The 25582-nt window shown below is 56.1% G+C and carries 30 protein-coding genes; 14 read left to right on the forward strand and 16 right to left on the reverse strand.

Annotation, left to right across the window (positions count from 1 at the left end; all coding sequences use genetic code 11):
* The first annotated feature begins 68 nt into the window (after positions 1-68).
* Positions 69-674: an FMN-dependent NADH-azoreductase gene (azoR, locus tag QE396_RS06260; RefSeq protein ID WP_017693462.1), complete on the forward strand. Its 606-nt coding sequence runs from the start codon at positions 69-71 to the stop codon at positions 672-674.
* A gap of 96 nt (positions 675-770) precedes the next feature.
* Complete coding sequence (locus tag QE396_RS06265; RefSeq protein ID WP_309950401.1) at positions 771-1454, forward strand: RluA family pseudouridine synthase; 684 nt, start codon at positions 771-773, stop codon at positions 1452-1454.
* Positions 1455-1461: 7 nt separating this feature from the next.
* Here the strand turns inward: QE396_RS06265 and QE396_RS06270 are convergent, their stop codons facing one another.
* Positions 1462-2001, reverse strand: coding sequence for a DUF2058 domain-containing protein (locus tag QE396_RS06270; protein WP_014169968.1), 540 nt, complete (start codon positions 1999-2001; stop codon positions 1462-1464).
* 171 nt (positions 2002-2172) lie between these two features.
* On the opposite strand from QE396_RS06270, the gene QE396_RS06275 reads away from it, so the two are divergent.
* Entirely contained in the window at positions 2173-3147 is a 975-nt protein-coding gene (locus QE396_RS06275) for a DUF1852 domain-containing protein (RefSeq protein WP_014169967.1), read from the forward strand.
* A gap of 26 nt (positions 3148-3173) precedes the next feature.
* The gene (locus QE396_RS06280) at positions 3174-4223 is read left to right on the forward strand and encodes a methionine synthase (RefSeq protein WP_309950405.1); all 1050 of its coding nucleotides are present in this window, start codon (positions 3174-3176) and stop codon (positions 4221-4223) included.
* 3 nt (positions 4224-4226) lie between these two features.
* On the opposite strand, the gene QE396_RS06285 is transcribed toward QE396_RS06280, so the two are convergent.
* Positions 4227-5159 (reverse strand): LysR family transcriptional regulator, encoded by a 933-nt coding sequence (locus QE396_RS06285; RefSeq protein WP_014169965.1) that lies wholly within the window; start codon positions 5157-5159, stop codon positions 4227-4229.
* Between the two features lie 99 nt (positions 5160-5258).
* Between QE396_RS06285 and QE396_RS06290 the strand changes: the two genes are divergently transcribed.
* Positions 5259-5693 carry a DMT family transporter gene (locus tag QE396_RS06290; RefSeq protein WP_032670472.1) on the forward strand — a complete coding sequence of 145 codons (435 nt, stop codon included), beginning with the start codon at positions 5259-5261 and terminating at the stop codon, positions 5691-5693.
* Between the two features lie 4 nt (positions 5694-5697).
* Entirely contained in the window at positions 5698-6168 is a 471-nt protein-coding gene (locus QE396_RS06295) for a DMT family transporter (RefSeq protein ID WP_020884219.1), read from the forward strand.
* A gap of 2 nt (positions 6169-6170) precedes the next feature.
* On the opposite strand, the gene QE396_RS06300 is transcribed toward QE396_RS06295, so the two are convergent.
* The 8 genes from QE396_RS06300 to QE396_RS06335 are packed head-to-tail and all read right to left on the reverse strand — an operon-like array spanning position 6171 to position 12045.
* A complete protein-coding gene (locus tag QE396_RS06300; RefSeq protein WP_020884220.1) occupies positions 6171-6698 on the reverse strand; it encodes a DUF3833 domain-containing protein in 528 nt (175 codons plus the stop codon).
* Positions 6695-7219, reverse strand: coding sequence for a hypothetical protein (locus tag QE396_RS06305; RefSeq protein ID WP_014169961.1), 525 nt, complete (start codon positions 7217-7219; stop codon positions 6695-6697). Before QE396_RS06305 ends, QE396_RS06300 begins: the two co-directional genes overlap by 4 nt.
* Entirely contained in the window at positions 7216-7701 is a 486-nt protein-coding gene (locus QE396_RS06310; protein ID WP_020884221.1) for a DUF2878 domain-containing protein, read from the reverse strand. Before QE396_RS06310 ends, QE396_RS06305 begins: the two co-directional genes overlap by 4 nt.
* On the reverse strand, positions 7698-8918 hold the full coding sequence (locus QE396_RS06315) for a cyclopropane-fatty-acyl-phospholipid synthase family protein (protein WP_020884222.1): 1221 nt from the start codon (positions 8916-8918) through the stop codon (positions 7698-7700). The genes QE396_RS06310 and QE396_RS06315 overlap by 4 nt, the downstream gene beginning before the upstream one ends.
* Entirely contained in the window at positions 8915-9637 is a 723-nt protein-coding gene (locus QE396_RS06320) for a DUF1365 domain-containing protein (RefSeq protein WP_014169958.1), read from the reverse strand. The genes QE396_RS06315 and QE396_RS06320 overlap by 4 nt, the downstream gene beginning before the upstream one ends.
* A 1-nt stretch (position 9638) precedes the next feature.
* Entirely contained in the window at positions 9639-10898 is a 1260-nt protein-coding gene (locus QE396_RS06325) for an NAD(P)/FAD-dependent oxidoreductase (protein WP_020884223.1), read from the reverse strand.
* On the reverse strand, positions 10895-11614 hold the full coding sequence (locus QE396_RS06330; RefSeq protein ID WP_020884224.1) for an SDR family NAD(P)-dependent oxidoreductase: 720 nt from the start codon (positions 11612-11614) through the stop codon (positions 10895-10897). Before QE396_RS06330 ends, QE396_RS06325 begins: the two co-directional genes overlap by 4 nt.
* Positions 11611-12045, reverse strand: coding sequence for a nuclear transport factor 2 family protein (locus QE396_RS06335; protein WP_014169955.1), 435 nt, complete (start codon positions 12043-12045; stop codon positions 11611-11613). Before QE396_RS06335 ends, QE396_RS06330 begins: the two co-directional genes overlap by 4 nt.
* 263 nt (positions 12046-12308) lie before the next feature.
* Here QE396_RS06335 and QE396_RS06340 point away from each other — a divergent pair, with 263 nt between their 5' ends.
* Both QE396_RS06340 and QE396_RS06345 read left to right on the forward strand, forming a co-directional pair.
* On the forward strand, positions 12309-12506 hold the full coding sequence (locus QE396_RS06340; RefSeq protein WP_008502331.1) for a hypothetical protein: 198 nt from the start codon (positions 12309-12311) through the stop codon (positions 12504-12506).
* Between the two features lies 1 nt (position 12507).
* The gene (locus QE396_RS06345; RefSeq protein ID WP_014169953.1) at positions 12508-13278 is read left to right on the forward strand and encodes a hypothetical protein; all 771 of its coding nucleotides are present in this window, start codon (positions 12508-12510) and stop codon (positions 13276-13278) included.
* 86 nt (positions 13279-13364) lie between these two features.
* Here the strand turns inward: QE396_RS06345 and QE396_RS06350 are convergent, their stop codons facing one another.
* Complete coding sequence (locus QE396_RS06350) at positions 13365-13949, reverse strand: TetR/AcrR family transcriptional regulator (protein ID WP_020884225.1); 585 nt, start codon at positions 13947-13949, stop codon at positions 13365-13367.
* Between the two features lie 103 nt (positions 13950-14052).
* On the opposite strand from QE396_RS06350, the gene QE396_RS06355 reads away from it, so the two are divergent.
* Positions 14053-14520 (forward strand): DUF1348 family protein, encoded by a 468-nt coding sequence (locus QE396_RS06355; RefSeq protein ID WP_020884226.1) that lies wholly within the window; start codon positions 14053-14055, stop codon positions 14518-14520.
* 110 nt (positions 14521-14630) lie between these two features.
* Here QE396_RS06355 and QE396_RS06360 read toward each other — a convergent pair whose 3' ends face one another.
* The 3 genes from QE396_RS06360 to QE396_RS06370 all read right to left on the reverse strand — a co-directional run bounded on the left by QE396_RS06360 (position 14631) and on the right by QE396_RS06370 (position 17075).
* Positions 14631-15170, reverse strand: coding sequence for an ester cyclase (locus tag QE396_RS06360; protein WP_014169950.1), 540 nt, complete (start codon positions 15168-15170; stop codon positions 14631-14633).
* Positions 15171-15243: 73 nt separating this feature from the next.
* Positions 15244-15966: an SDR family oxidoreductase gene (locus QE396_RS06365; protein WP_174377644.1), complete on the reverse strand. Its 723-nt coding sequence runs from the start codon at positions 15964-15966 to the stop codon at positions 15244-15246.
* Positions 15963-17075, reverse strand: a complete 1113-nt coding sequence (locus QE396_RS06370) for an alkene reductase (RefSeq protein WP_020884228.1) — start codon at positions 17073-17075, stop codon at positions 15963-15965. Before QE396_RS06370 ends, QE396_RS06365 begins: the two co-directional genes overlap by 4 nt.
* Before the next feature lie 99 nt (positions 17076-17174).
* Between QE396_RS06370 and QE396_RS06375 the strand changes: the two genes are divergently transcribed.
* Complete coding sequence (locus QE396_RS06375) at positions 17175-18110, forward strand: LysR family transcriptional regulator (RefSeq protein ID WP_020884229.1); 936 nt, start codon at positions 17175-17177, stop codon at positions 18108-18110.
* Positions 18111-18146: 36 nt separating this feature from the next.
* On the opposite strand, the gene QE396_RS06380 is transcribed toward QE396_RS06375, so the two are convergent.
* Entirely contained in the window at positions 18147-18515 is a 369-nt protein-coding gene (locus tag QE396_RS06380; RefSeq protein WP_020884230.1) for a MerR family transcriptional regulator, read from the reverse strand.
* Between the two features lie 96 nt (positions 18516-18611).
* On the opposite strand from QE396_RS06380, the gene QE396_RS06385 reads away from it, so the two are divergent.
* The 4 genes from QE396_RS06385 (at position 18612) to QE396_RS06400 (ending at position 24585) form a co-directional block, all read left to right on the forward strand.
* Positions 18612-19430, forward strand: coding sequence for an SDR family oxidoreductase (locus tag QE396_RS06385; RefSeq protein WP_020884231.1), 819 nt, complete (start codon positions 18612-18614; stop codon positions 19428-19430).
* A 273-nt stretch (positions 19431-19703) separates the two neighbouring features.
* The gene (locus tag QE396_RS06390; RefSeq protein WP_014169944.1) at positions 19704-20318 is read left to right on the forward strand and encodes a TetR/AcrR family transcriptional regulator; all 615 of its coding nucleotides are present in this window, start codon (positions 19704-19706) and stop codon (positions 20316-20318) included.
* A gap of 74 nt (positions 20319-20392) precedes the next feature.
* Positions 20393-21502 carry an efflux RND transporter periplasmic adaptor subunit gene (locus tag QE396_RS06395; RefSeq protein WP_020884232.1) on the forward strand — a complete coding sequence of 370 codons (1110 nt, stop codon included), beginning with the start codon at positions 20393-20395 and terminating at the stop codon, positions 21500-21502.
* Positions 21499-24585 carry an efflux RND transporter permease subunit gene (locus QE396_RS06400; RefSeq protein WP_020884233.1) on the forward strand — a complete coding sequence of 1029 codons (3087 nt, stop codon included), beginning with the start codon at positions 21499-21501 and terminating at the stop codon, positions 24583-24585. Before QE396_RS06395 ends, QE396_RS06400 begins: the two co-directional genes overlap by 4 nt.
* Here the strand turns inward: QE396_RS06400 and QE396_RS06405 are convergent.
* Complete coding sequence (locus QE396_RS06405) at positions 24497-25462, reverse strand: LysR family transcriptional regulator (RefSeq protein ID WP_309950417.1); 966 nt, start codon at positions 25460-25462, stop codon at positions 24497-24499. The genes QE396_RS06400 and QE396_RS06405 overlap by 89 nt on opposite strands.
* Positions 25463-25582 lie beyond the last annotated feature (120 nt).

Genomic DNA, 25582 nt, shown 5'->3' on the forward strand with positions numbered 1-25582 from the left:
TTGTGAATAGAGTGTCAACAAGCAACGGGGCAACCCCCTTCAATCAAATGCAAAAACAGGAATCACCCATGAGCAAAGTATTAGTATTGAAATCCAGTATTCTGGCAGGGTACTCACAGTCTGGTCAGCTCTCTGACTACTTCGTTGAACAGTGGCGTGAACAGCATTCTGCTGATGAAATCACCGTGCGTGACCTGGCTGCAAACCCGATTCCTGTGCTGGATGGCGAACTGGTTGGCGCGCTGCGTCCGAGCGACGCTCCCCTGACGCCACGTCAGCAGGAAGCCCTGGCCCTCTCTGACGAACTGATTGCTGAACTGCAGGCGCACGACGTTATCGTGATCAACGCGCCAATGTACAACTTCAACATCCCTACTCAGTTGAAGAACTACTTCGACCTGGTTGCCCGTGCCGGCGTAACCTTCCGTTACACTGAAAACGGTCCTGAAGGTCTGGTGAAAGGTAAGCGTGCGATTGTACTGACCAGCCGTGGTGGTATTCACAAAGACACCCCAACTGACCTGGTTGCACCGTACCTGACTCTGTTCCTGGGCTTCATCGGTATCACCGACGTGAATTTCGTGTTTGCTGAAGGTATTGCCTACGGCCCGGAAGTTGCGACCAAAGCGCAGACCGACGCGAAAGCCGCTATCGACAGCCTCGTAGCCGCTTAATCATCCCCCTCTCACCGCCTGGTGGGAGGGTTTCTTTCTGTCCCCGCCGCTAAAAATTCGCTATCATCCGCACCCACTCTTCTGTCGGGCCGTCTGATGTCTGCGATTATAGATTCTTTTATTGCCCCACCGTGTCACGACGAGATCGAGATCCTCTGGCAGGACGAACATCTGGTCCTGATTAATAAGCCTTCCGGTCTGCTCAGCCTTTCAGGCAAAAATCCGCAAAACCGCGATTCCGTGCATTATCGACTGGTACAGACGTTTCCCGGCTGCACGCTGGTGCATCGTCTGGATTTCGGTACATCCGGGCTGATGGTAATTGCGCGCAATAAAGCGATTAACGCCGCCCTCTGTCACCAGTTCAGCCAGCGCGCCGTGCGAAAGGTATACAGCGCCCTGCTTTGCGGGCATGTGGAAAACGACGAGGGCGTGATTGATGCCCCGATTGCTAAAGATCCGGCGCTGTTTCCGCTGATGTCGATTTGTGCGATTAACGGCAAGCCCGCACGCTCACGCTATCAGGTGATGGACCGGTTTTATGATGCGGCACTGCCGTTGACGCGGGTCAGACTGACCCCGGAGACCGGGCGAACCCACCAGCTGCGTATTCACTGCCAGCAGTTGGGCTACCCTATTTTAGGCTGCGATCTGTATGGTGGTCTTGCACTGCCGGGCACCGAACAGATACCGCGGCTGATGCTGCACGCCAGCGAGCTGGATTTTGTGCATCCGGTGAGCGCAGAGGCAATTAACGCCCGTCACGCCGCACCGTTTTAAGCGCGGCTTACCACATCAAATCGTCAGGAATTTTGAAATCTGCGTACGGATCGTCTTCATCCTGCTCTTCCTGACTCAGGGCGCTGTTTAACACGATACTCTCGGCATCGCGCTGGGCGATTTTATCGGCCACCACTGCCGGGATAATCGCATAGTCGCAGTCGCCATTGGCATTAATCACCAGACGCGCAATCGCCAGGCGGCCATTGATCAACTGGGCCTGCGTCTGCTTGTCGACCTCGATTTTTTTGATGAGATTGCCGTCGGTAAAGTTAAAGGCGATGGTGCCTCTGGTCACGGTGATGCGGTTCATTTCGATCAGCTGCTTGACCTGCGCTTTAAACTCTTTCGCCAGCGTCGCTTGCTTCTGTTGCTCGCTCAGCTGCTTGTCACGCTCGAGCTGCGCTTTTTTATTCTCTTCTACTGCTTCCCTTGCTTCACGGGCCTGAACGCGCGATTTCTTGGCCGTGCGCTGAACTTTAGCCATCTTCTTGCTGCTGACTAAGCCTGCTTTCAGCATCTGCTCTTGTAGGGTGAGTTTTGTCATGATCGTTTCTAAACCGTGTTGAAATTTTGGGGATTATACCTGGAAAGGCGCTGTTCATGAAGATAGCTCATGTTGCAGTGAAATTAAGTCACTTCCCCTCCGTCACGGGCTCAGGCATAAATTATGCATTGGTAACTTCTTAGCAACAAGAACTTAGGATGTATAACGACGATGAGTAATGCTTTTACATTTAGCCTTAAGCGTAGTTGCTTTGATGAAAATTATAACCCTTCAGAAAATACGCGTACCACCACCAACTTCGCCAACCTGGCCCGTGGCGAAAAACGCCAGCAAAACCTGCGTAATACGCTGGTGATGATGAATAACCGTTTTAACGCGTTAGCGCGCTGGGATAACCCAAAAGCCGATCGCTATGCGCTCGAACTGGACATTATTTCTGTGGATTTGCATATCGGCGCTGAGAAGCCCTTCCCGGCTATCGAAATATTGCAGACAACGATCGTTGATAAAAAGACCCATGAGCGCATCGACGGTATCGTTGGAAATAATTTCTCGTCCTATGTCCGCGATTATGATTTCAGCGTCTTGCTGCCGGAGCACAATAAAAATCAGTCCCGCTTCGCGATCCCGGATAATTTTGGTGAGCTGCACGGCACTATTTTCCGGCATTTCGTTAACTCACCTGAATACAAAGAGAACTTCAAAAAGGCACCGGTGATCTGCCTGAGCGTCTCCAGCAAAGACACCTACCGCCGCACGGGCAACCAGCACCCGGTGCTGGGCATCGAGTATCGTCCGGACGGTACATCCTTAACCGAGCAGTACTTCGGGAAAATGGGTCTGCAGGTTCGTTACTTTATGCCTGAGAATAGCGCAGCGCCGTTTGCGTTTTATTTCACCGGCGATTTATTACGGGATTACACCAACCTGGAGTTGATTAGCACCATCAGCACCATGGAGACTTTTCAGAAAATTTATCGCCCTGAAATTTACAATGCGAACTCGACCGCCGGAGAATGCTACCAGCCCGATCTGAATCATGAGGATCATTCATTAACAAAAATTGTTTATGACCGCGAAGAACGCAGCCGGCTGGCAATTGAACAGGGCAAATTTACGGAAGCGTATTTCATCAAGCCCTATAAACCTCTTCTTGAGCAGTGGTCAGGTCACAACACGCTTTAATTAATCGATAATAAAGGTCTTCTACTATGAAAACATTGCTCCCGACTTCAACGGCTGGCAGTTTGCCTAAGCCAACCTGGCTTGCGCAACCCGAAACGCTCTGGTCGCCATGGAAATTGCAGGATCAGGAATTACTTGCCGGTAAACAGGATGCGCTGCGTTTTATCTCTTTTTTTTTTTTTTTATCTCTGGATGAGCAGATCCGTGCGGGCATTGATATTGTCAGCGACGGCGAACAGACTCGTCAGCACTTCGTCACCACCTTTATTGAACACCTCAGCGGCGTTGATTTTGAGAACCGCCAGACCGTGCGAATTCGTAACCGCTATGACGCAAGCGTGCCGACCGTGGTGGATGCCGTCGCGCGTCAAAAACCGGTGTTCGTTGATGACGCAAAGTATTTACGTCAGCTCACGGATAAACCGATCAAGTGGGCTCTGCCCGGCCCGATGACCATGATCGACACCCTCTATGACGCTCACTATCAAAGCCGCGAAAAGCTGGCCTGGGAATTTGCCAAAATTCTCAATCAGGAAGCGAGAGAGTTAGAAGCGGCGGGCGTTGATATCATCCAGTTTGATGAACCGGCCTTTAACGTGTTTTTTGATGAGGTGAACGACTGGGGTATTGCCGCGCTGGAACGTGCCATCGAAGGTTTGCGCTGCCAGACCGCGGTCCATATCTGCTACGGGTATGGCATCAAAGCCAATACCGACTGGAAAAAAACGCTCGGTTCAGAATGGCGGCAGTATGAAGAAGCCTTTCCTAAGCTGCAGACGTCCAATATCGACATCATCTCGCTGGAGTGCCACAACTCCCGCGTACCGATGGACCTGCTGGAACTGATCCGCGGCAAAAAGGTGATGGTGGGTGCCATTGACGTGGCGACCAATACCATTGAGACGCCAGAGGAAGTGGCCGATACGCTGCGTAAAGCGCTGCAGTTTGTCGATGCCGACAAGCTGTGGCCATCGACAAACTGCGGGATGGCCCCGCTCTCACGTCAGGTTGCCAACGGAAAGCTCAACGCCCTGAGCGCCGGCGCCGACATTATCCGTAAAGAACTCGGCGCGTAATCGCTACGTCTGCCAGTAAGGCGGGGTGCCGAAAAGCGCCACGTAATGATCAATCACCGCCCTGACGTTCAGGGGCGGATGACGGGCGTGAGGATAGATTGCCGCAATGTTCAGCGGCTCGGTATTTATGGCGCACTCCCGTTCCGCGAGGAGTGCGACCAGTTCCCCCTTCTGCAGTCTGTCGCCAATCAGCCAGTCCGGAAACAGCACGATCCCCATCCCGCCCAGCGCGGCAATGAGCAGCGACTCCGCATTATTGGAGGTCATCAGCGGCACCACGGGGTAATGCACCCAGGCTTCCCCCTGACCTCGCACCAGCCAGCGATTGGGACCTGACGACCCGCGGTAGACCAGGCACCGGTGGCGACTGAGGTCATCCGGCCCGTCTGGCACACCGTGTTTTCGCAAATAGTCCGGCGACGCGGCCAGATGGTAACGCTGCTGGCCAAAAACCCGCGCGTGAAAGGTTGAGTCCGTCAGCATGCCGATGCGAAAGATAACGTCGGCGGCATCTTTGTGCGGGTCGATAAAGTCATCGGTCAGCGTCAGCTCTATATTCAGCCGGGGATACCGCGCCGCCAGTGCAGGCAGACCCGGGGCAACGTGCCGCTGCCCAAAGTACACCGGGCCATTAATGCGCAGCGTGCCGGAAGGCTCCGTCGAACGCTCATCCAGCTCCCGACGCGCCTCCTCCAGGCTTTCCACCATCGCTCTGGCGTAGCGGATAAAAAGGTGGCCGCTTTCCGTTGGGATCACCGCCCGGGTATTACGATAGAAAAGCTGCTGGCCGAGCGCGTCCTCAAGCTGATGGATAACGCGTGAAACCTGCGAGGCAGACATCCCCTCCCGCCGGGCGACCACAGAAAAGTTTTGCGCTTCGTAAACCGCAATAAAAACCCGCAGCGAGCGGATATTCATATTTCCGGCATCAACCATTAGTGCATTTCCTGCAAAGGTGTTTCCTGCATTATGGCATTTTTCTCATCGATGTTCAGGGCTAGTCTGTTTCGCCTTCAGAACGTAGAGATAATGAATATGCAATGGTTGTTAATTTTACTGGTTATTCTCGGCGGCATGGGCCTCTCCGTAGAGGCTGGCTTGCTGGGGCCACTGGGTGGGGAAGTCGGCGATTTATGGGCCACGTTCAGTATTTTCGGTACAGGTGCCGCACTGACGTTTCTGCTGATGCTGTTTTTCAGCCCGCGTAACAGCCCGTCGTTTTTCGCACAGCCCGCATGGCAACTGCTCGGCGGCGTACTCGGGCCCGTTTACGTCGTCATTTTGACCCTCGCCACGCCAGCCATCGGCATTGCCCTGACGATGATTGGCATTCTGGCAGGTCAGGTCTTTAAGAGTCTTATCATTGACCACTATGGGTTGCTGGGCACCACGCCCAGAAAGATTAACGGTAAACGCATCATCGCGCTGCTTTTCATCATTGCCGCGCTGGTTCTGGTTGCACAGGGGTAACAAAATGACACTGATTATGATTATGTTGGCAGTGTGTGGCGGCGCGACGCTGAGCGTCCAGGCCGCCATCAACGGACAGCTGGGAAGCAGCGTGGGCGTCTTTAAAAGCGCGTTTCTGACGTTTTCCGTTGGTGCGCTGGTCACCGCCCTGCTGATCTTCTTCTTTGAACCCAAACAGGCCATTACCCTGATGGATGTGCCCAAATGGCAGCTGCTCGGTGCCCTGTTCGGCGTGCCCTACATTGTGATAATGGTACTGGCGGTACAACGTATCGGTACCGCCGTTGCCACGGTCGCGGTGATCTTCGGCCAGCTCACCATGAGCATGTTGATTGACAGCTTTGGCTGGCTGGGTAACGCGGTCATTCCGTTTTCGCTGAGCCGTCTCGGGGCCATCGTCTGCCTGGCCATTGCGCTGATCTTCATCTACCTCAGCAGCAAAACCCCCGCCGAACCGGCGCCCGGGAGCGAGTAACGTTACGCCTTGCGGGTAAAGAACAGCGTCACCGTGGCGACGGTGACGCCCAGTTTCTTCAGATCTGTTTTATTGAACAGATGGGTTTCATCCTGCAGGTACATCCAGTCGTCAAAGTGCAGCAGCCAGGTGCTGCCATTGGCTTTCACCTGCATGCTGTAATGCCAGTTGAAGGCGTTTCCCGCCGCCTGCCCGGTTGCCACCCCTTCGATATCCCCTGCCGTGCCTTCGTAGCGATCGCCCCCCATCCGTCGGATATGCCATACCCGCTGCTGCTTTTCGCCGTCGTCATAGACGAAATGTTCATTGAGCGTCAGCGTATCGCCGATAACGTCCCCGGCAATCTCAACGTGAAACCGGCGCAACTGTTTACCGCTGCGATCCTGCACCATGCCCCACGCTTCGGTTTTCCCCTGAAAATAGCGGAAGATATCCAGCTTCGGCTGCTGTTGACGGTATTCCGTCACCTCTGTACTGCAGCCGGCCAGCAGCATCGTTACCGCCAGCGCGATGACCAGAATACGCTTCATTGTTGCCCTCCTGTCAGCTGCTGACGCAGCGCGGGATATTGCGTGCGGGGACTGAGCCAGATTGCCAGAAAGCGCGTGCTGAACGCGGCGGACTGACGTGGTCCCAGTGGAATAAAGTCTTTCTGCGTCGCCGAAGCACGGTACCAGAACTGCCCCTGCCTGTCGGTGACCACAAACGCCAGCTGGCTGCCCGGCCCAACATCGGGCCAGAGCGACTGGAGCATACGCAGCCAGGCTTCGCTTTGGGGCTCCTGCTCGAGGATCCCCTGCGCCTGCCACTGATCGCGCGTTGCCTCAACCAGGTCATCACGGTCGATTTCACGCGCGTAAGTGATGATCAGCGCCCGATCCCCGTTCTCCCCGCTATAACGCCCCTCCGGCGTGCGAAGCTGTGAGGTATAGACGGTGAACGGCCCCCAGGTCAGCGTGGCGTCACCGACCTTGCGCCAGGTCAGCCAGTCGGCAGCCTGAGCCACGGGGGACAGGATTATCAGCCAGAGAAGCAGTGCCGCAGCTCTCATTTTTGTCTCCCCACCAGCAGATGGAAAAACAGCATCAAAACCAGCCAGCCCGGTGCCATCCAACTGATGACAATAAAGGTCGGCTCCAGAAAAGTAATGGCGCCAAGCCGTTCGCCAATCAGATAGGCGACAGGCCCGCCCACGGTTGCCAGCAGGGTCAGCAGCCAGCCGGGTAATGTTGTTGTGCGCGTCAGCTGAGTCCAGACGGTGGCGAACATCAGCCACAGTGCCACCATCCACAGCGGCATCAGTGACTCACCCGTAAACGCAAGCAGGCCCGTCAACGCCCAGAGCGCATCCAGCAGGCTCCCTGCCGCGGCCAGCGCAATGGCGTAAAGTCGGTACGCGGACGGCAACAGCAGGCAGGCCACAACCGCCAGCACAATCCAGATAATCAGGCCCTGCTCGCGAAAGAGCACCACCAGCGCCCAGTAAAAATCGAACGCGATAGCCAGCAGAAAGACCTGCAAATAATGTTTCATACGCGCTCGGCGGTCAGTTGCACCACGCTGATGGTGCGGGCGTTAAACCCGGCTTCGCAGTAGCCGAGGTAGTACAGCCACATCCGACGAAACCGCTCATCGAACCCAAGCTTTTCAATCTCCTGCCATGCATGCACGAAGCGCTGGCGCCAGAGAGCCAGCGTGCGGGCATAGTCGGGCCCCATATCAAAGAGGTTGCGCATTACGAAATCGGTGTGGCGCGTCATAAGCTCATTCATGGCGGTGATGCTTGGTAAAAAACCGCCGGGAAAAATGTAGCGCTGGATAAAATCGACGCTTTTGCTGTAGTCGCGATAGCGCTGGTCCTGAATGGTGATGGCCTGTATTGCCATACGACCTCCCGGTCGCAGCCTGGCCTGACAGGTGCGGAAGAAGGTTGGCAGATAGCGCTGCCCCACAGCTTCAATCATCTCTATTGAGACCAGCTTGTCGTACTCTCCGGTGAGGTCGCGGTAATCGCACAGCAGTACCTCAACGCGATCCTGCAACCCGGCGCGGACAATCCGTTCTTTCGCCCAGAGATACTGCTCCTGCGACAGCGTCGTGGTGGTCACCCGACAGCCATAATGACGGGCGGCATATTCCGCCATCGCGCCCCAGCCGGTGCCAATTTCCAGCAGGTGATCATTGGCGTTCAGCGCCAGCTGATCGCACAGGCGAGCCATTTTGGCCTGTTGAGCCGCCGTGAGATCCTGCTCATCTGCGGTGAACAGCGCACTGGAGTAAAGCAACTCGTTGTCCAGAAAATGGGCATAGAAGGTGTTACCCAGATCGTAATGCGCGGCAATATTTTCGCGGGCCTTGGCGCGTGAGTTTCGCCGCGTCCAGTGACGAAGCCGTTCAAGCGGCCTGCTGAACAGGCGAAATCCCTTTTCCAGCCGGCCAAGCACCTGCCCGTTAAGCGCCAGGATCTCAAGCAATGGCGTGAGCTGTGTGGTTTCCCATTCGCCATCCATCCAGGCCTCAGCGGCGGCGAGGCTACCCCCCATTAAGACACGCCAGTACACGCCCGGGCTCAGGATCTGAACGTCAGCATGCAGCGCAGCGGATGTCTCGCCGAAATGGAACGTCTGCGCACCCTCACGCAGGGTCAGCGAGCCGCCGCGGATACCGCTTAACAGACGAAACAGCAGCCAGCGCGCGATGCGGACGTTGCGCGGGATATCGGGTTCAAGCGCAAAGACGGGATCGGTCATGAGCGTTCACTCCTGCTGACGGGATGGTTATACAGCGGCACGCGCTTGAGCCACAGCCGCAGCGCCTGCCAGTAAATAGCGAAAACGGTTTTGAGGGTCATCAGTGGAATGCGCAGCAGCAGCGACCGCAGTGCCGCCCGGGTAAGCGGCTCCCGGCGTAGCGCCAGCGTGGCGTCAAACACCTTCGCTTCCTGATGGTTTTCAATGTGCATATGCAACGAGTCGTCAGGCGGGTTAAAGCGCCAGTGGTAAACCATGTCCATCGGGTTAAAAGGGGAAACATGAAACGCTTTTTCTGTGGGACGCGCATCCTGCCCATTCACCGCGTAGTAATGACGCTCATTCCACGGGGTATTGCGAACTTCCGCCAGCACCCAGCGCAGCGTCTCCGCCCGGTCATAGCAGTAGTAAAAGTTGACCGGATTAAAATGGAATCCGAAGTAGCGCAGCTGCGTCAGGAGCATAACCCGCCCCTGCGGCCGTTCTCCGGTCAGGCTTTCAAGCCTGGTGAGGACGTTCTCTTTAAGCGGCGTGCCCAGCGGATAATCCGCATCATGGAACGAGGCGGCGGCAACACGATTGCGACGGACCCCGACCGCGGGCAACGTCTCCAGCTCATCAAGATCGAGCCAGGCCATAAAGACGCTGTAGCGGAACTGGTGCGCTTTCGGCCGGAAGCGACGATGGCGTAAGACACCGTGATAGAGGCAGCTGTTCATTTCAGTTCCCCTCCCCGGCGGCTATCGCATTCACCACGTCCAGCGCACTGCGCACGCCATCTTCATGAAAGCCGTTGTACCAGTAAGCGCCGCAGAACCAGCTACGCTGGTGGCCGTTAATCTCACCGCGACGCGCCTGTGCACGCCAGCTTTTGGGGTTAAACAGCGGGTGTTCATAGACAAAGCGTTTCATAACAAAGCGTTCATCCACGGGGATGTCCGGATTAAGGGTGACGCAGAACAACGGGCTACCCGCAGGCAACCCCTGCAAAATATTCATGTTGTAGGTGATGCAGGCGCTGGCCTGATCCTGCTGGCTCAGACGGTAGTTCCAGCTCGCCCAGGCACGCTGACGTACCGGTAGCCAGCGCGGATCGCTGTGAAGCACCACCTCATTACGCTGCCAGCCGATATCGCCCAGCACGTCCTGCTCAGCCGCGCTCGGCGCGTCAAGCATCGCCAGCGCCTGCCCGGAGTGACAGGCAAAAATCACCTGATCAACGCTGTGGCTCGCGTTGTCGAGCTGGATCGTTACCCCATTCTGCTGACGAATCACCCGCTGCACCGGGGCGTTGAGGTGCAGCGTCAGGCGGTCACCGAGTTTATCCAGCATGGCGCGGATGTATTCCCGCGAACCTCCGGGCACGACGTACCACTGCGGACGATGCGTCACATCCAGCAGGCCGTGATTGTCAAAGAAACGCAAAAAGAGCGGCAACGGAAAACGTTTCATCTCCTGCAACGACGATGACCAGATGGCCGCCCCCATCGGCAGAATGTAGTGACGTGCGAAAAACGGCGTAAAGCGGTGCCTGTCCAGAAACGTCTGCAGCGTCGCGTGCGGATCTGGCTCGCTCTCCAGCGCCTGTTTCGCCAGGCGATTAAAGCGGACAATCTCCCCGAGCAGCCGCCAGAACGATGGGTTCACCAGGTTTCGTCGCTGGGCAAATAACGAGGTCAGGGTGTGTCCGTTGTATTCCAGCCCGGTTTGCGGGTTATGCACCGAAAAGCTCATCTGCGTCTTTTGCCCACTGATACCCAGCTCGCTCAGCAGGCCCATAAATCGCGGGTAGGTACGGTCGTTGTAGACGATAAAACCGGTATCGATGGCGAAAGTACCCTGTGGCGTCGGCACGTCAACCGTCGCGGTATGCCCGCCGGGAGTGGCCCCCGCTTCGAACAGCGTCACCTCATGATGACCGGCAAGACGCCAGGCACAGGTCAACCCGGCGATGCCGCTGCCGATAATGGCAATCTTCATGAACGCACCATCCTGCGCAGCAGTGTGCGCTGAAGAAATGCGGGAAGCCCTGAGAGCAACCGCAAGATAAGGCCAAACCCCACCGGAAACGCAATATGCATTTTCCCTTTCGCCAGCCCGGCCCGAATGGCCTGCACGGCCTCCTCAACGCTCACCCTGCCCGGCATGGCAAAGTCATTTTTTCGCGTCAGCGGCGTATCAACGAAGCCCGGGAATACCACCGTCACGGCGACCCCTTTCGGCTCCCAGTCGAGCCGCAGACTGTCGGCAAACCAGCTCAGCGCCGCTTTGGACGCGCCGTAAGCCTCTGCGCGCGGGAACGTCAGCCAGTGCGCCATGGAGCTGACCAGCACCACGCGGTTGCCTGAAACCAGCTGCGGCTGTAACGCGGCCAGACAGTTCACCGGCCCGAGGAAATTGGTGGTCATCACCCGCTCTACCAGCGCTGCATCCACCACGCCCTGCTCAAGGTATTCGCAGGTACCGGCGCAGAGAATAACCAGATCGGCATAGCAGCCCGTCAGCGCCTGGCGACAGGCGTCCCTGTCTGTCATATCGAACAGGCGAACCGTGATAGTGGGGCTGTGCTGATGCAGGGCGTCCAGACGCGCCGGATCGCGCCCGCAGGCGATAACCGTGTGGCCGTCAGCAGCGAAGGATTTCGCCAGCCCGGCGCCGATGCCCGAACTTGCTCCGGTAATCAGAACAGTGCTCATGCGTTCACCCTCCGCTTCACGCCGCGCACTGCCCAACCGAGCAGCGGAAGGTGTTCGTAGATCATCTCTCCGGCGTCGTAATAGTCACGCTGGCGAGTAATCAACCCATGTTCGGTCTCCACCACCGAACATCCCGGCAGGTCGAGCGGCTCGCCTCCGGCAATGCGCGGATGCGACCAGTGCATAATCCACGTGACAACGAAACGGCGGTCACCGAACAGCGGAGGATCAATGGTAAAACGGCAATTTTCTACATTGGCCAGCAAATGGGTGAAATAGCGCTGGAGCGCGAAAATCCCGTCATGCTCGCCGAACGGATCGATAAGCGTGGCATCCGAATGATAAAGCCCAACCAGCGCTGAGGGCGGCTGGCTATCCAGTGCGGTGTAGTACTCAACAAACCGACTCACGACAGAGGGCAAAGTGCTCATGGGTCACATCCTGGCGGTAAACAACGTGGCGTAATCGCATAATTAAAACTTACACAATTAACGTTATTTGTCCAAGTTTGTGTAAAACTATTTTTTATTTATATTATTTTTCAAAAAGTTACACCTGTGTTGCCGATGCTTTTTTCAGAGCATTTTCTGACGCACCTGTTTCCCGTTTTGCTTTTCAGTTTTACCTTAAGGCGAATTTCCCCTTCTTCTTCCAGACTTATCCTTTTTAATCATAAGGATGAGGAAACCCCGCGATGAAACGTTTCTTTCTGTCACTTTTCTCCAGTCCGGAATCATTGCTCCAGGTGATGAGCCAGCAGGAAATTATCGAAGCCGTGGAGGATGGCGATCGCATCATCATCGACCAGGACGGGAACGCCTCGGTGAACTACAAGAGCAACGAGGTACGACAGGATTTCCTGCGTCATGTTAACGCGCTGAAGAGGGCCTGATATGGGAACGGCTATCTTTATGGTGCTGATGGTCTGTGGGTACTGGTACACCAGCCGTGACCTGTCGACCCGTTTTAAAATCAAGCGATCTTTCGGCTGGGATGTCTATTTTCTCGTTGCCCTGTATGGCTGTATCTTCGTCCTGCAAGGGGTGATCGCCACGGGGCTGCTCTGGCTGTTGCTCTATGCACTTTCTGCCGCCGACAACACCTTCCACTTCACGGCGCAGACCTATGCCGACTGGCAAATAGATTTTATGAACTGGAGCTTTTTAGGTATTCAGGCACCGGTCGTCGTCATGCTGGCCTTCGCCATCCTGTTTTGTCTTTATCGTTCTAACTGGGCAGGCAGCGCCAGGCTGGACGGTGAAGGCAGGAAGAAGCTCTACAAACGTCTCGCGCAGTCGAGCGGTATCGAACAACTGCTGTATCAGTGTATGGAGCAAGGGGAGCTGGCGCAGGTGACGCTGCGCTCGAGACGGATTTATGTCGGCATGATCCACACCGCAACGCTCGAGTATGAAAAAACCGCCAATATCGTGCTGATCCCCATGCTAAGCGGCTATCGCGATGAAAAGACAATGCGGATTTGCATCGAAAATAATTACAGCAAATGGTATGCCCGCCACGACATTACTCTGGATTCAGAACCCGGAAGCGCAATGGACTTCAGAAAGGTGATCATGCTGAATCAGATTGAGAGTATTTCCCTGTTTGATCCGGCCAGTGCCAGCTCGCTGGCGCTGGCGGAACGGGCAGAAGATGATGACTAAAGGCAGGAGCCTGGCATTCACTGCCAGGCTCAGCGCCAGCCCTTCCATGCTAAGCGTATTTCGTCGACGGCCGATCGTGCCCCGGGTCAGGCGGCGTGTTCTGTCAGCCGTTCTACTCCCTTTTTCAATGAGCTTATGACCTCATCCGCTGCGATCCCCATTTGCGCATGAATAATCGCGCCGTCGATCAGCATCATGATTTCATTAACGGTTTTCTCATCGGTTATGCCGGTCAGGGACGCTATTTTTGCCTTTGTTTCGGTTTTATGATTGCGGCAAATATCTTTTATTTCGCCTTCATTTTCTTCAGATTTTGCTTCTGCGCTGGCATTAATAAAGGCGCACCCATGGAATAACGGCGAAATAAACCATTCATACAGCGTGTCAGATAATGCACTGGCCGGGGTTTTGCCCGCAGCAAGATGTCGACGCAGCGTGCTTTCAAACCAGTCAATCCATATTTCGTGTCGATAGTGGAGATAGGCAACAATCAGTAAACTTTTCCCAGGAAAATGGCGATAAAACGTCACTTTAGTGACTTTAGCCTGCTTGATAATGGTATCCACGCCCGTTGCTTTAAATCCGCTGGAATAAAACAGATCGTGCGCGGTAAGCAAGATTTTTTCCCTCACACTGATTGTTTTATCGTTATTCAAGTTGACTGTATTCACAGATCGACGGCCTCAATTGACAGGTTGACAGCGTTATTTTTCAGGCCTAGATTAACACCAGTAGACAGACCTGTCTACCTAATACCAACCAGAGGTAGCCGAAATGAACACACGCCCCCCTTTACCGCCTTTTACGCGTGAAAGTGCCATCGAAAAAGTCAGACTGGCAGAAGATGGCTGGAACAGTCGCGACCCGGCCAAAATCGCACTTGCCTATTCGCTGGATACCCAGTGGCGAAACCGCGCGGAGTATGCCACTAACCGTCAGGAAGCACAGGCATTCCTGGAGCGCAAATGGAAAAAAGAGCTGGATTATCGTCTGATCAAAGAGCTGTGGGCATTTACGGAAAACCGTATCGCCGTGCGCTATGCCTATGAATGGCATGATGATTCTGGCAACTGGTATCGCTCTTACGGTAATGAAAACTGGGAATTCGAGCCGGATGGTCTGATGAAGCGCCGCTTCGCCTGCATCAACGATATGCCGATAAAAGCGTCTGAGCGCCTGTTTCACTGGCCGCTGGGCAGACGTCCTGATGACCACCCTTCACTGAGCGACCTGGGGCTGTAGGTTTCGTCAGGATCATGCTTCGCCATTACGGGGGGTCATACGCTCCGGGTAACCTTTCGGTTACCCGGGCGGGCTTATCTTTTACACCATGAAAAGAGGCAGACTATTATTTAAATCACACCCAACTGTTTCATCAGCGTCAGGTTATCTTCAATATGCCAGTTGGAAACTATTTTACCGTTGCCGATCTCATAGATATCCGTCGCGATAAAATCAACGTTCTGACCCTGCCCTTTTATTTTGCCAAATGTCCCGCTGAAATGGCCGTGGAAATGCAAATGGGACACGACACGATTACCCGTAACGATCATTTGTTCCACCTCGCAGCGTAAATCCGGCACCGCGGTGCGAAATGCCCTCGAGGCCATAATGGCGCCCTCTGGCCCCTGTTTACGGCCTTCCGGTGGGGTTTTATCCACAAAATTAACCGCCAGCGCTTCCCGCGCCAGAGACTCTTTCCCGGTATCCCAGAACGTGGCATATGTAACGGCCGCATGTTCGCTCGCCGTTAATTGCGTTTGCGACAGCGTGTTATCCACAATAAGAAGATTCGGTTTCACCCGGTCGCTCTGGGCCGAATAAGCCACGCCGGATACGCCAGCCAGAATTAACGCCAGCACAGCTGGACGTGCATATGTTGAATATTGCATAAACGCTTACAACCTGTGATTACGTTTTCCGCCAGCATGTTCACTGCCGGAATCAATTCGGATCAACGCGGGGTCAGTTAAGTAATGCCCCGCCCTCAATATCAATCACCGAGCCCGTAACAAAGGCATTATCGATGGCAAAGAGATAGCCCTGAGCAACGTCTTCCGCTCGTCCCCACGCTTTAGCGGGCAACGTTTGTGCTGCAACAGTCAGCATTTTTTCCCGCGCAGCCGCATCCATCCCGGCGTGGGCTTCGGTATCGGTCAGACCCGGGCTGATGACGTTTACGCGACGCGGTGAAAGTTCTTTTGCCAGCACTTTTGTTGCCGCCTCGATGGCGGCGTTCATGGTGGTTTTGACTATGGCACCGGCTACCACGCGGCGCGCGACAAATCCGCTGGTCAGCGTCAGCGTACCGCGGGGCGAAATATTCCCGCTCAGATACCTGGCGACATGCATGCTGCCCCAAAATTTGGTATCAAAAGCCAGTTTCGCCGCGCCAGGGTCGAGGCTGGAAAGCGCCCCTCCCGGTGCCTGAGAGCCGGCCGTGACAATAATATTGTCGACCTGACCCAGCGTTTCGCTTAACGCGATCACCTCTGCTTCATTGCTAATATCGAGGACGAGGGTCTCAACAGAGGCGGGAGATGAACTGAGCCGCGCGCGGGCAGCGTTCAGTTTCTCTTTATTGCGTCCCGCGAGAATAATGTCGTCGCCGCGTGCTGCCAGGGCACGGGCTACAGCAAAACCAATACCGGACGCGCCGCCAATAATTAACGTTTTACGGGTCATCATTTTTCCTCACACAGGTTGTAGGTGGGGTAATCGGTATACCCCACCGCTGTACCACCAAAGAGCGTGGCGGGATCGCTGATGTCATTCAGCGGCCAGTGATGCGCCAGCCGCTGTGGTAAATCGGGGTTGGCAATAAACGGGCGTCCAAACGCAATCAAATCGGCATACCCTGCTGCGAGGATTTTTTCCGCCTTTTCAGGGGTATAATTTCCCGCCACGATCAGGGTGCCACGGAATGTTTCGCGCAGTTTTTTGCGGAAACTTTCCGGAACCTGTGGCGCATCATCCCAGTCGGCTTCCGCCAGGTGAATAAACGCAATGCCTCGTTGCTGGCACCAGGCCGCGAGGGCGAGAATGGCTTCGATCACCTGCGGATCGTTCATTCCCCGCTGTGTAATAAACGGCGAAAGCCGGATACCGGTGCGCTCAGCGCCAATGGCCTGCGCAATAGCATCGAGCACCTCCTGCGCGAAGCGGATCCGGTTCACGAGACTGCCGCCATACTCATCCGTGCGGATGTTTGACGTGGTTCTCAGGAACTGATCAATCAGATAGCCGTTTCCGCCGTGCACCTCCACGCCATCAAACCCGGCCTGAACGGCATTGAGCGCCGCCTGTCGGTACTGTTCGACGACGCGCGCGATCTCTTTTCGCGACAGCACGCGTGGCGTCGGGCAGTCAACCATTTGACCTTCGCCATGTTCATTCACCACCCATACTTTCGCATCGGGTGCCAGCGCGGAGGGCGCGACGGGCAGTCCGTCTTCGTGAAAACGGGCATGAGACATCCGCCCCACGTGCCAGAGCTGGGAAAAAATCACCCCTCCCGCCTGGTGGACCGCGCCGGTCGTGAGTTGCCACCCCGCAACCTGCTCTGGCGAATGGATCCCCGGAGTCCATGAATAGCCCTGGCCCTGAGGCGAAATCTGCGTGGCTTCGGTGATGATTAAGCCCGCGCTGGCCCGCTGTCGGTAATATTCAGCCATCAGCGTCGAGGGAATATTTCCCGGCTGAAGAGCGCGGGCACGGGTCATTGGTGCCATGACGATGCGATTTTTCAGGTTGAGATCCCCTAACCTGTAGCGTTCAAAAAGTGAGGTCTGGTTCATCTGGACGTCCCTTGTGGTTACGATGAAATCACTTTACAGGCGGCATCTGATTTTGATAATTACACTAAAATCAGATGCACTTTTCGGAAAATATGAATAATGGGTAAACTCGAAGATATGGCGCTGCTGGTTGAAGTGGCCGAGGCTGGCGGGCTTTCCGCCGCTGGCCGCCGCCTGTCACTTTCCCCGGCCACCATGACCGCCCGCCTCAAAGCGATTGAAGAACGCTACCAGACGCGCCTGTTTCACCGTTCCACGCGGGCTATCTCCCTCACCCGGGCGGGCGAAGAGTTTTACCATGCGGCACTGCGCGTGCTGGAAGAGATGCATCATGCCGAGTCGTTACTGGCACAAAAAGAGGGCGTGCTCAGCGGCAACATTCGTCTTTCCGCCCCCTCTGACTTTGGCAGGCAGTATCTCAGCCCCGCCGTCATGGCATTTTCCCGCCTGCATCCGGAAATCAAATTTTTCATTTACTTAAGAGAACACGTAGAGGATCTGGTCGCTAACCGGCTGGATATGAGCATTCGCTTCGGCAACCTGCCGGACAGCAGCCTGGTGGTCAGAAATATCCGTCCCAATCACCGGGTGCTGGTCGCGTCAGCAGCGTATCTTAGCGACCAGGGTATCCCTGCCTCCTGTGACGCGCTGACGGACCACCGCTGTCTGGCGCTGGAGTCGCAAGGGGTGGTGATGAATGAATGGCGGTTTGAGGTTGAGGGGAAAGAGCGCGTCGTTCGCGTAGAGCCTGCCATGGTCTGTGATGACGGAGCGCTGCTTCGTCAGTGGGCCCTCGACGGGGCTGGCATTGCGGGCAAATCGTGGTGGGACGTGAAGGACGATGTCGAGAAAGGAAGGCTGAAAGTGTTGCTTGCCGGGAGCTTCACCGGCTTTAGCCGGTTTGATCGCAAAGATGTCGGGCTACAGTTTGTCTACCCGCAACGGAAACTCCAGCCGCTTCAGGTCACCGCATTTAGCCAGTTTTTTATCGACTGGCTTAAAAAGACTGAACGCGGTGAGCTGATGACGTCGTGAAGCCACCGGTTGCGTTAAACGGCCCCCGTCGGCCGGTTAAAATACATCAACACACGGCTGACCGACTTTATGAAGGGCATCGGTCAAGCGGGTCCGAAGTTCATTCAGCGCCGCTTCTTTCTCCGCCAGTTGCGCCAGTTTGCGCCGCAAAGCGGCCTGTTTTTCCTCCGCGGTAAAGCGGTCATCAACCCAGACCGCCAGAACATCGGCGATTTCAGCAAGGGTAAACCCCAGCATTTTGGCATGCCCGATCAGCTTCAGCCGTTGTAAATCCACAGCCGAGTAGACTTTGTAGTTATTACTGCCGTTTGGCTGCGGAATTTTTTCCAGCAAGCCCGCCCTTTCATAATAACGCACCGTCTCTTTCGATAACCCCGTTCTGGCACACAGCTCGCCGATCCTCATCGCGTCGTTCTCACCTTGTAAAAATCACGCTTGACCGTGTACCTGAGTACACGGTTTATCCTGTGCCGCACAGACAGGGAAAACGGGATTTATGTTATGAATTCTTTTGATTATACAGGAAAAACAGCACTGGTTACCGGTGCATCCTCGGGCATCGGACGGGAGTTCGCCCGCCAGCTCGCGGCCCGTGGCGTGGGGTTGATCCTGGTTGCCCGCTCCGAGGCAACGCTGCAGGCGCTTGCGGCTGAGCTACACAAAACGCACGGCGTATCACTCACCGTTATCGTGCAGGACTTAACGCTGCCTGAGGCCATTACCCACATTGTGGAACGGCTGGAAGCGTTACGGCTTTATCCCGATATTTTGATTAATAGCGCGGGGTTTGCCACCTACGGGCGATTTGAAAAACTATCTCTGGCGCGCCAGCGTGAAGAGATCAACGTCAACTGCGTCGCCCCCGTGGCACTCGCGCACGCCCTGCTGCCCGCGATGCTGCGTAAAGGTTCAGGCGTGATGATTAACGTGGCCTCGACCGCTGCCATGCAACCGGATCCGTATATGGCAATTTATGGGGCAACAAAGGCATTTTTACTCTCCTTTTCGAACGCGCTGTGGGGAGAATACCGCGCTCACGGCATCCGCGTGCTGGCGCTTTGCCCCGGCGCAACGGATACCGCCTTTTTTGAGGTGGTGAACGCCGAGGAAGCGTCAGTGGGCAAAAGAATGCCAGCGCAGAACGTGGTCGCGCTGGCGTTACGGGCCGTGGATACGCAACGCAACACGCTGATCCCCGGCTGCGGTAACTGGCTGCTGGGCCAGTTACACCGGTTTGTCACCCGCCGACGTCTGGCGATCATTGCTGAAAAAGTATTACGACCTAAGCCCGCCGGTCAGGGTGCGCGTTCAGACGCATAATCCCGTTCAGGTCAAAGCGTGACGTTTCAGTGCCGCGCAATTGCACTGAAACGCGCGCAACCTCTCGCAAAGACTGACAATATCCCGCGAAAAACAGTGATACACTTAGCCGACCTGGTTGATGATGCAGTCTTAACGGCTCAGGGCTAACGAGTATTATCCCTCGGGTTCCACAGACGACTGTGCATGTGCCATCTGCCCACTCAACCATGTGACCTAATTACCAAATGGTCACACGTTGTCAATCGGAGCCTGTCACGCTAAGCTGAAATAATGACTAAAGACATGAACACCCCATCCACACGTGGTCCACTCGATCACACGGTCCGAGAGCAAATCGTCGAAGCTGCGTATGAGCACTTCGGCCATTACGGCTATGAAAAAACCACCGTCGCTGAACTTGCCAAAGCCATCGGTTTTTCAAAAGCCTATATCTATAAATTTTTTGATTCCAAGCAGGCAATCGGCGAGGTCATCTGCGCGAACCGTCTTGATATGATCATGGCGGCGGTCAATGCAGCCATCGCTGATGCGCCATCCGCAAGCGAAAAGCTGCGTCGTCTGTTCAGGGCGCTCACCGAGGCGGGAAGTGAACTGTTTTTCCATGAGCGTAAACTTTACGACATCGCCGCCGTTGCCGCGCGGGACAAGTGGCCTTCAACCGAAAGGTATTCCGAACGTCTGCTGAAACTGATTGAGAGCATTGTTGTCGAGGGCAGAAAAGCCGGTGAGTTCGAGAGAAAAACCCCTCTGGACGAAGCTACACTGGCGATCTATATGGTGATGTGCCCTTTCATTAACCCTGTTCAGCTGCAGTACAACCTCGAAGCCGCCCCGACCGCGGCGGTTGTCCTCTCCTCTCTGATTTTGCGAAGCCTGGCCCCCTGATTAGTGACCATTGACTTTATTGGTCACTAGAATGAGAATGCGGATACCGTCCTGTTAATGTAATAAGGGTTCCCATGCTCAGGCTTCATTCAGCCCGCCTTGCCGTATGCCTCCTGCCGTTTGCCCTGGTGGCATGCGGCGATAACCACGCCAGTGACGATCCGCGCACGCAGCCACCGCTTGTCAGGTCTGCGTCCGTGATCCCTGCGAACAAGACGTCACGCGCCTTTACCGGCGTGGTGGTGGCAAGAACGCAAAGTGATTTAGGCTTCAGGGTGCAGGGCAAAATTCTCGAACGTCTTGTCGATACGGGTCAGACCGTTAAGCAGGGCCAGCCTTTAATGCGTCTGGATCCTGTTGATCTGAAATTACAGGCGCAGGCCCAGCAGCGAGCGGTGGATGCTGCCCAGGCGCGCGCGCGTAAAGCGTCCAGCGATGAGGCGCGTTATCGCGGCCTTGTGGCATCCGGTGCAGTGTCGGCGTCGGAATACGACCAGATTAAAGCCGCAGCCGACAGCGCCAGAGCGGAGCTCAGCGCTGCCCGGGCACAGGCAGGCGTGGCGCAAAACGCCACCGGTTATGCCGTGCTACTTGCCGATTCAGACGGCGTGGTGATGGAGACGCTTGCCGAGCCTGGACAGGTGGTCAGCGCCGGGCAGGCGGTGGTCCGTCTGGCCCGCGCGGGGCAGCGCGAGGCGCTGGTCCAGTTGCCGGAAACCCTGCGCCCTGCCGTAGGAAGTACAGCCCTGGCAACGCTCTACGGTAACGAAAAACAGCCCGTTAGCGCGAAGCTGCGCCTGCTGTCTGATTCAGCCGATGCGACCACCCGTACCTTTGAGGCCCGATACGTGCTGGATGGCGCGCTGGCGAACGCGCCGCTGGGGGCAACCGTGACGCTGAGCATCGAACACGGCAAAGGCGACAGCCGGGTGATGCAGGTTCCTCTGGCGTCTCTCTACGATGCGGGGAAAGGGCCTGGCGTCTGGCGTATTTCCGCTCAGCCGACAAAAGTCGTCTGGCAGCCTGTCAGGGTGCTTAGCGTAGGGGATGATATCGCCAGAGTGACCGGCGGCGTACAGCCCGGAGAGAAGATTGTTGCGTTAGGTGTCCATCTTCTGCACGAAGGCGAAGCGGTCCGACTGGCGGAACAGCGCGATGCCACTCAGGCGGGGATGACACCATGAGTGGAGGTCGTTTCAACCTGTCAGCGCTTGCGGTACGCGAGCGCTCGGTCACGCTGTTCTTGATTATTCTGGTTACCCTTGCCGGTATTTTCTCGTTTTTTGGCCTTGGCCGCGCGGAAGATCCGCCCTTCACGGTTAAGCAAATGACGGTTATCACCGTCTGGCCCGGGGCAACCGCACAGGAAATTCAGGATCAGGTCGCCGAGCCGCTGGAAAAACGTCTGCAGGAGCTCAAATGGTATGACCGTACGGAAACGTATACCCGCCCCGGTATGGCGTTTATCACGTTGTCATTGCAGGACAAAACCCCGCCTTCTCAGGTTCAGGAAGAGTTTTACCAGGCGCGAAAGAAACTGGGGGATGAAGCCAAAAACCTTCCGGCGGGCGTCATGGGGCCGATGATCAATGACGAGTTTTCCGATGTCACCTTTGCCCTTTTTGCACTGAAAGCGAAAGGCGAACCACAGCGTCTGTTAGTGCGTGACGCCGAAGCCCTGCGCCAGCAGCTTTTGCACGTTCCGGGCGTAAAGAAAGTGAACATCATCGGGGAACAGGCCGAGCGGATTTACATCTCCTTCTCGCATGACCGTCTGGCGACACTGGGACTCTCGCCGCAGGATATTTTCACCACGCTCAACAGCCAGAACGCATTAACCGCGGCGGGCTCGATTGAAACGCGCGGGGCGCAAATCTTTATCCGCCTCGACGGCGCTTTCGATAAATTGCAGAAGATCCGCGATACGCCCCTGATCGCACAGGGCAAAACGCTCCGGCTGTCCGACGTGGCAACGGTTGAACGGGGGTATGAAGATCCACCGACCCTGCAGATCCGTAACCAGCAAGAACCCACCCTGCTGCTCGGTATTGTGATGCGTGAAGGCTGGAACGGCCTGGCGCTGGGTAAAGCGCTGGATGCTGAAACGGCAAACATCAATGCCAATATGCCTCTGGGGATGACCCTGACGAAAGTCACCGATCAGTCGGTGAATATCCGCTCGTCGGTCGATGAGTTTATGATCAAGTTCTTCGTCGCCCTGCTGGTGGTGATGGTGGTGTGTTTTGTCAGTATGGGGTGGCGCGTGGGCATCGTTGTCGCGGCGGCAGTGCCGCTGACGCTGGCGGTCGTTTTTGTCGTGATGGAAGCCTCCGGTATAAACTTCGACCGCGTTACCCTGGGCTCCCTTATTCTTGCCCTCGGCTTACTGGTTGATGATGCCATTATCGCCATCGAAATGATGGTGGTAAAAATGGAGGAAGGCTACGACAGAATTAAAGCCTCCGCCTACGCCTGGAGCCATACCGCCGCGCCAATGCTGGCCGGAACCCTGGTGACAGCCATCGGGTTTATGCCGAATGGTTTTGCGCAGTCAACCGCCGGGGAGTACACCAGTAATATGTTCTGGGTAGTCGGCCTCGCCCTGATAGCTTCGTGGTTTGTGGCGGTGGTGTTCACCCCTTATCTGGGCGTCAAAATCCTGCCGGACATCGCAAAAGTCGAAGGCGGTCATGCCGCCATCTATGACACCCCGCGCTATAACCGTTTTCGTCATACCCTGAGCCGCGTGATCGCCCGAAAATGGATCGTCGCCGCGTCCGTCGTGGCCATCTTCACCCTCGCAGTACTGGGGATGGGGCTGGTTAAGAAACAGTTTTTCCCGACGTCCGACCGCCCCGAGGTGCTGGTGGAAGTGCAGATGCCGTATGGCACATCGATTGAGCAAACCAGCGCCGCCACCGCGAAAATCGAAGCGTGGCTGCGCAAACAGCCTGAAGCCAGCATCGTCACCGCCTACATTGGCCAGGGTTCGCCGCGTTTTTATCTGGCGATGGCCCCTGAGTTGCCCGATCCCTCTTTCGCGAAGGTTGTCGTCATGACGGACAGCGAGAAGTCACGCGAAGCGCTTAAGTTCCGCCTTCGCGAAGCGGTCGCCCGCGGGCTGGCTCCGGAGGCTCGCGTGCGGGTCACGCAGCTGGTGTTCGGGCCTTATTCTCCCTTCCCGGTCGCCTGGCGTGTAATGGGTCCGGATGTCGATAAACTGCGTGACATTGCAGAGAACGTTAAAGGTGTGCTGCAGGCCAGTCCGATGATGAGAACCGTCAATACCGACTGGGGTTCACGCGTACCGACCCTGCATTTCACCCTCGATCAGAACCGCCTGCAGGCTACCGGCTTAACGTCGAACGCCGTTGCCCAGCAGCTTCAGTTCCTGCTGTCGGGCGTTCCCATCACCTCCGTGCGGGAAGATATTCGCTCGGTACAGGTTACGGGCCGCGCCGCGGGTGATATCCGTCTTGATCCGGCGAAGATAGAGGGCTTTACCCTGGTGGGTAACGCCGGACAACGCGTTCCGCTGTCACAAATCGGGGAGATTGAGATCCGAATGGAAGATCCGCTGTTGCGCCGCCGCGATCGTACGCCCACGATTACCGTGCGGGGAGACATTGCCGAAAACCTTCAGCCCCCGGATGTGTCAACCGCCATCATGAAACAGCTGCAACCCATTGTTGATTCGCTTCCACCTGGCTATCGCATCGAAATGGCGGGATCGATTGAGGAATCCGGCAAAGCCACCCAGGCCATGGCCCCGCTGTTCCCCATCATGATTGCCCTGACGCTGCTGATAATCATTCTGCAGGTGCGTTCACTCTCGGCCATGGTCATGGTATTCCTGACCGCACCGCTGGGGCTTATTGGTGTGGTTCCTACGCTGCTGCTTTTCAATCAGCCGTTTGGCATCAATGCCCTCGTCGGCCTGATCGCGCTTTCGGGGATCCTGATGCGAAACACGCTGATTCTCATTGGTCAAATCGATCACAACCAGAAGGACGGTCTCGATCCGTTCCACGCCGTGGTTGAGGCGACCGTACAGCGCGCGAGGCCGGTCTTACTGACGGCCATGGCCGCCGTGCTGGCGTTCATTCCCCTGACGCACTCCGTGTTCTGGGGAACGCTGGCCTACACGCTGATTGGCGGAACGCTAGGGGGAACCATTATTACCCTCGTCTTCCTGCCAGCGATGTATGCGATCTGGTTTCGGACGCCAGCCCGCCGCCTAACGGTGCCGGGCTGGCGTCCGGGATAAGCCCGGCAATCCAGTCTGCAAAGGCACGCACTGCGGGAGAGAGAAAACGCTGATGGGGATAAAGCAACGTGACGGGCACCGAAGGCGGTTGCCAGTCAGCCAGAACCTCAACCAGCCTTCCCTCCCGCAGATGCGCTGAGACAATGCTCTCAGCCAGCTGCGCCAGCCCGAAACCTTCAAGGCACATGTTGATATAAAGCCCGGTGGCATTTACGGCCGCTTCGCCGCGGACAGGGATGGAGACGGTCTCAGTCCCGCGGACAAAGCGTAACGCATCCGCCCGTCGGGTCTGATCGGAAAAATAGTGTATCGCCCGATGCTGTGATAAGTCGTCTGGCGAGCGGGGAGTACCAAACTTCCTGAGATAGTCCGGTGAGGCACAGGTCACCCAGCGAAACCGGCCCAGAGGACGGGCAACAAGAGTCGAACTATTCAGATCCCCCGTTCGGATCACACAGTCCACCCCCTCCTGCACCAGATCAACCTGCCGATCGTTGACGCCCAACATCAGGTAGATATCCGGATAAAGCCGGTAAAAATCTTTCAGGTGAGGCATCACGATGAAATCCGCGATCCCGCCCGGCATATCCACCCGCAAGCGTCCCTGCGGGCGCCGGACTGACGCCGTCAGGCTCGTTTCCGCATGCTCGATTAACGCCAGTATTTCCTGGCATTGCGCCAGATACTGCACACCTTCAGCGGTGAGGCTCACCCGCCTTGTCGTTCTGTTAAGCAGGCGCACCTGGAGGTAATTCTCCAGATTTTTTATGCTGCTGGTGACCGTTGACGAAGGCAGAGAAAGCGTTTCGGCTGCGCGGACAAAGCTTCCGGCCTGCGCTACCCGCATGAAGATCTGCATTGCCTGAATACGATCCATTTTTTCTCCCCCGACCGTCGCTCACATTATTCTTCGTAAATTATGAATAATGAAAACACGTTAAGCATCTTTTTCGCCGTAATCGGGTGGCGTAATTTCTCACTCATGAAGAGACAAAGG

The sequence above is a fragment of the Enterobacter sp. SORGH_AS_0287 genome, from assembly GCF_031453695.1.
Classification (GTDB): Bacteria; Pseudomonadota; Gammaproteobacteria; order Enterobacterales; family Enterobacteriaceae; genus Enterobacter; species Enterobacter ludwigii.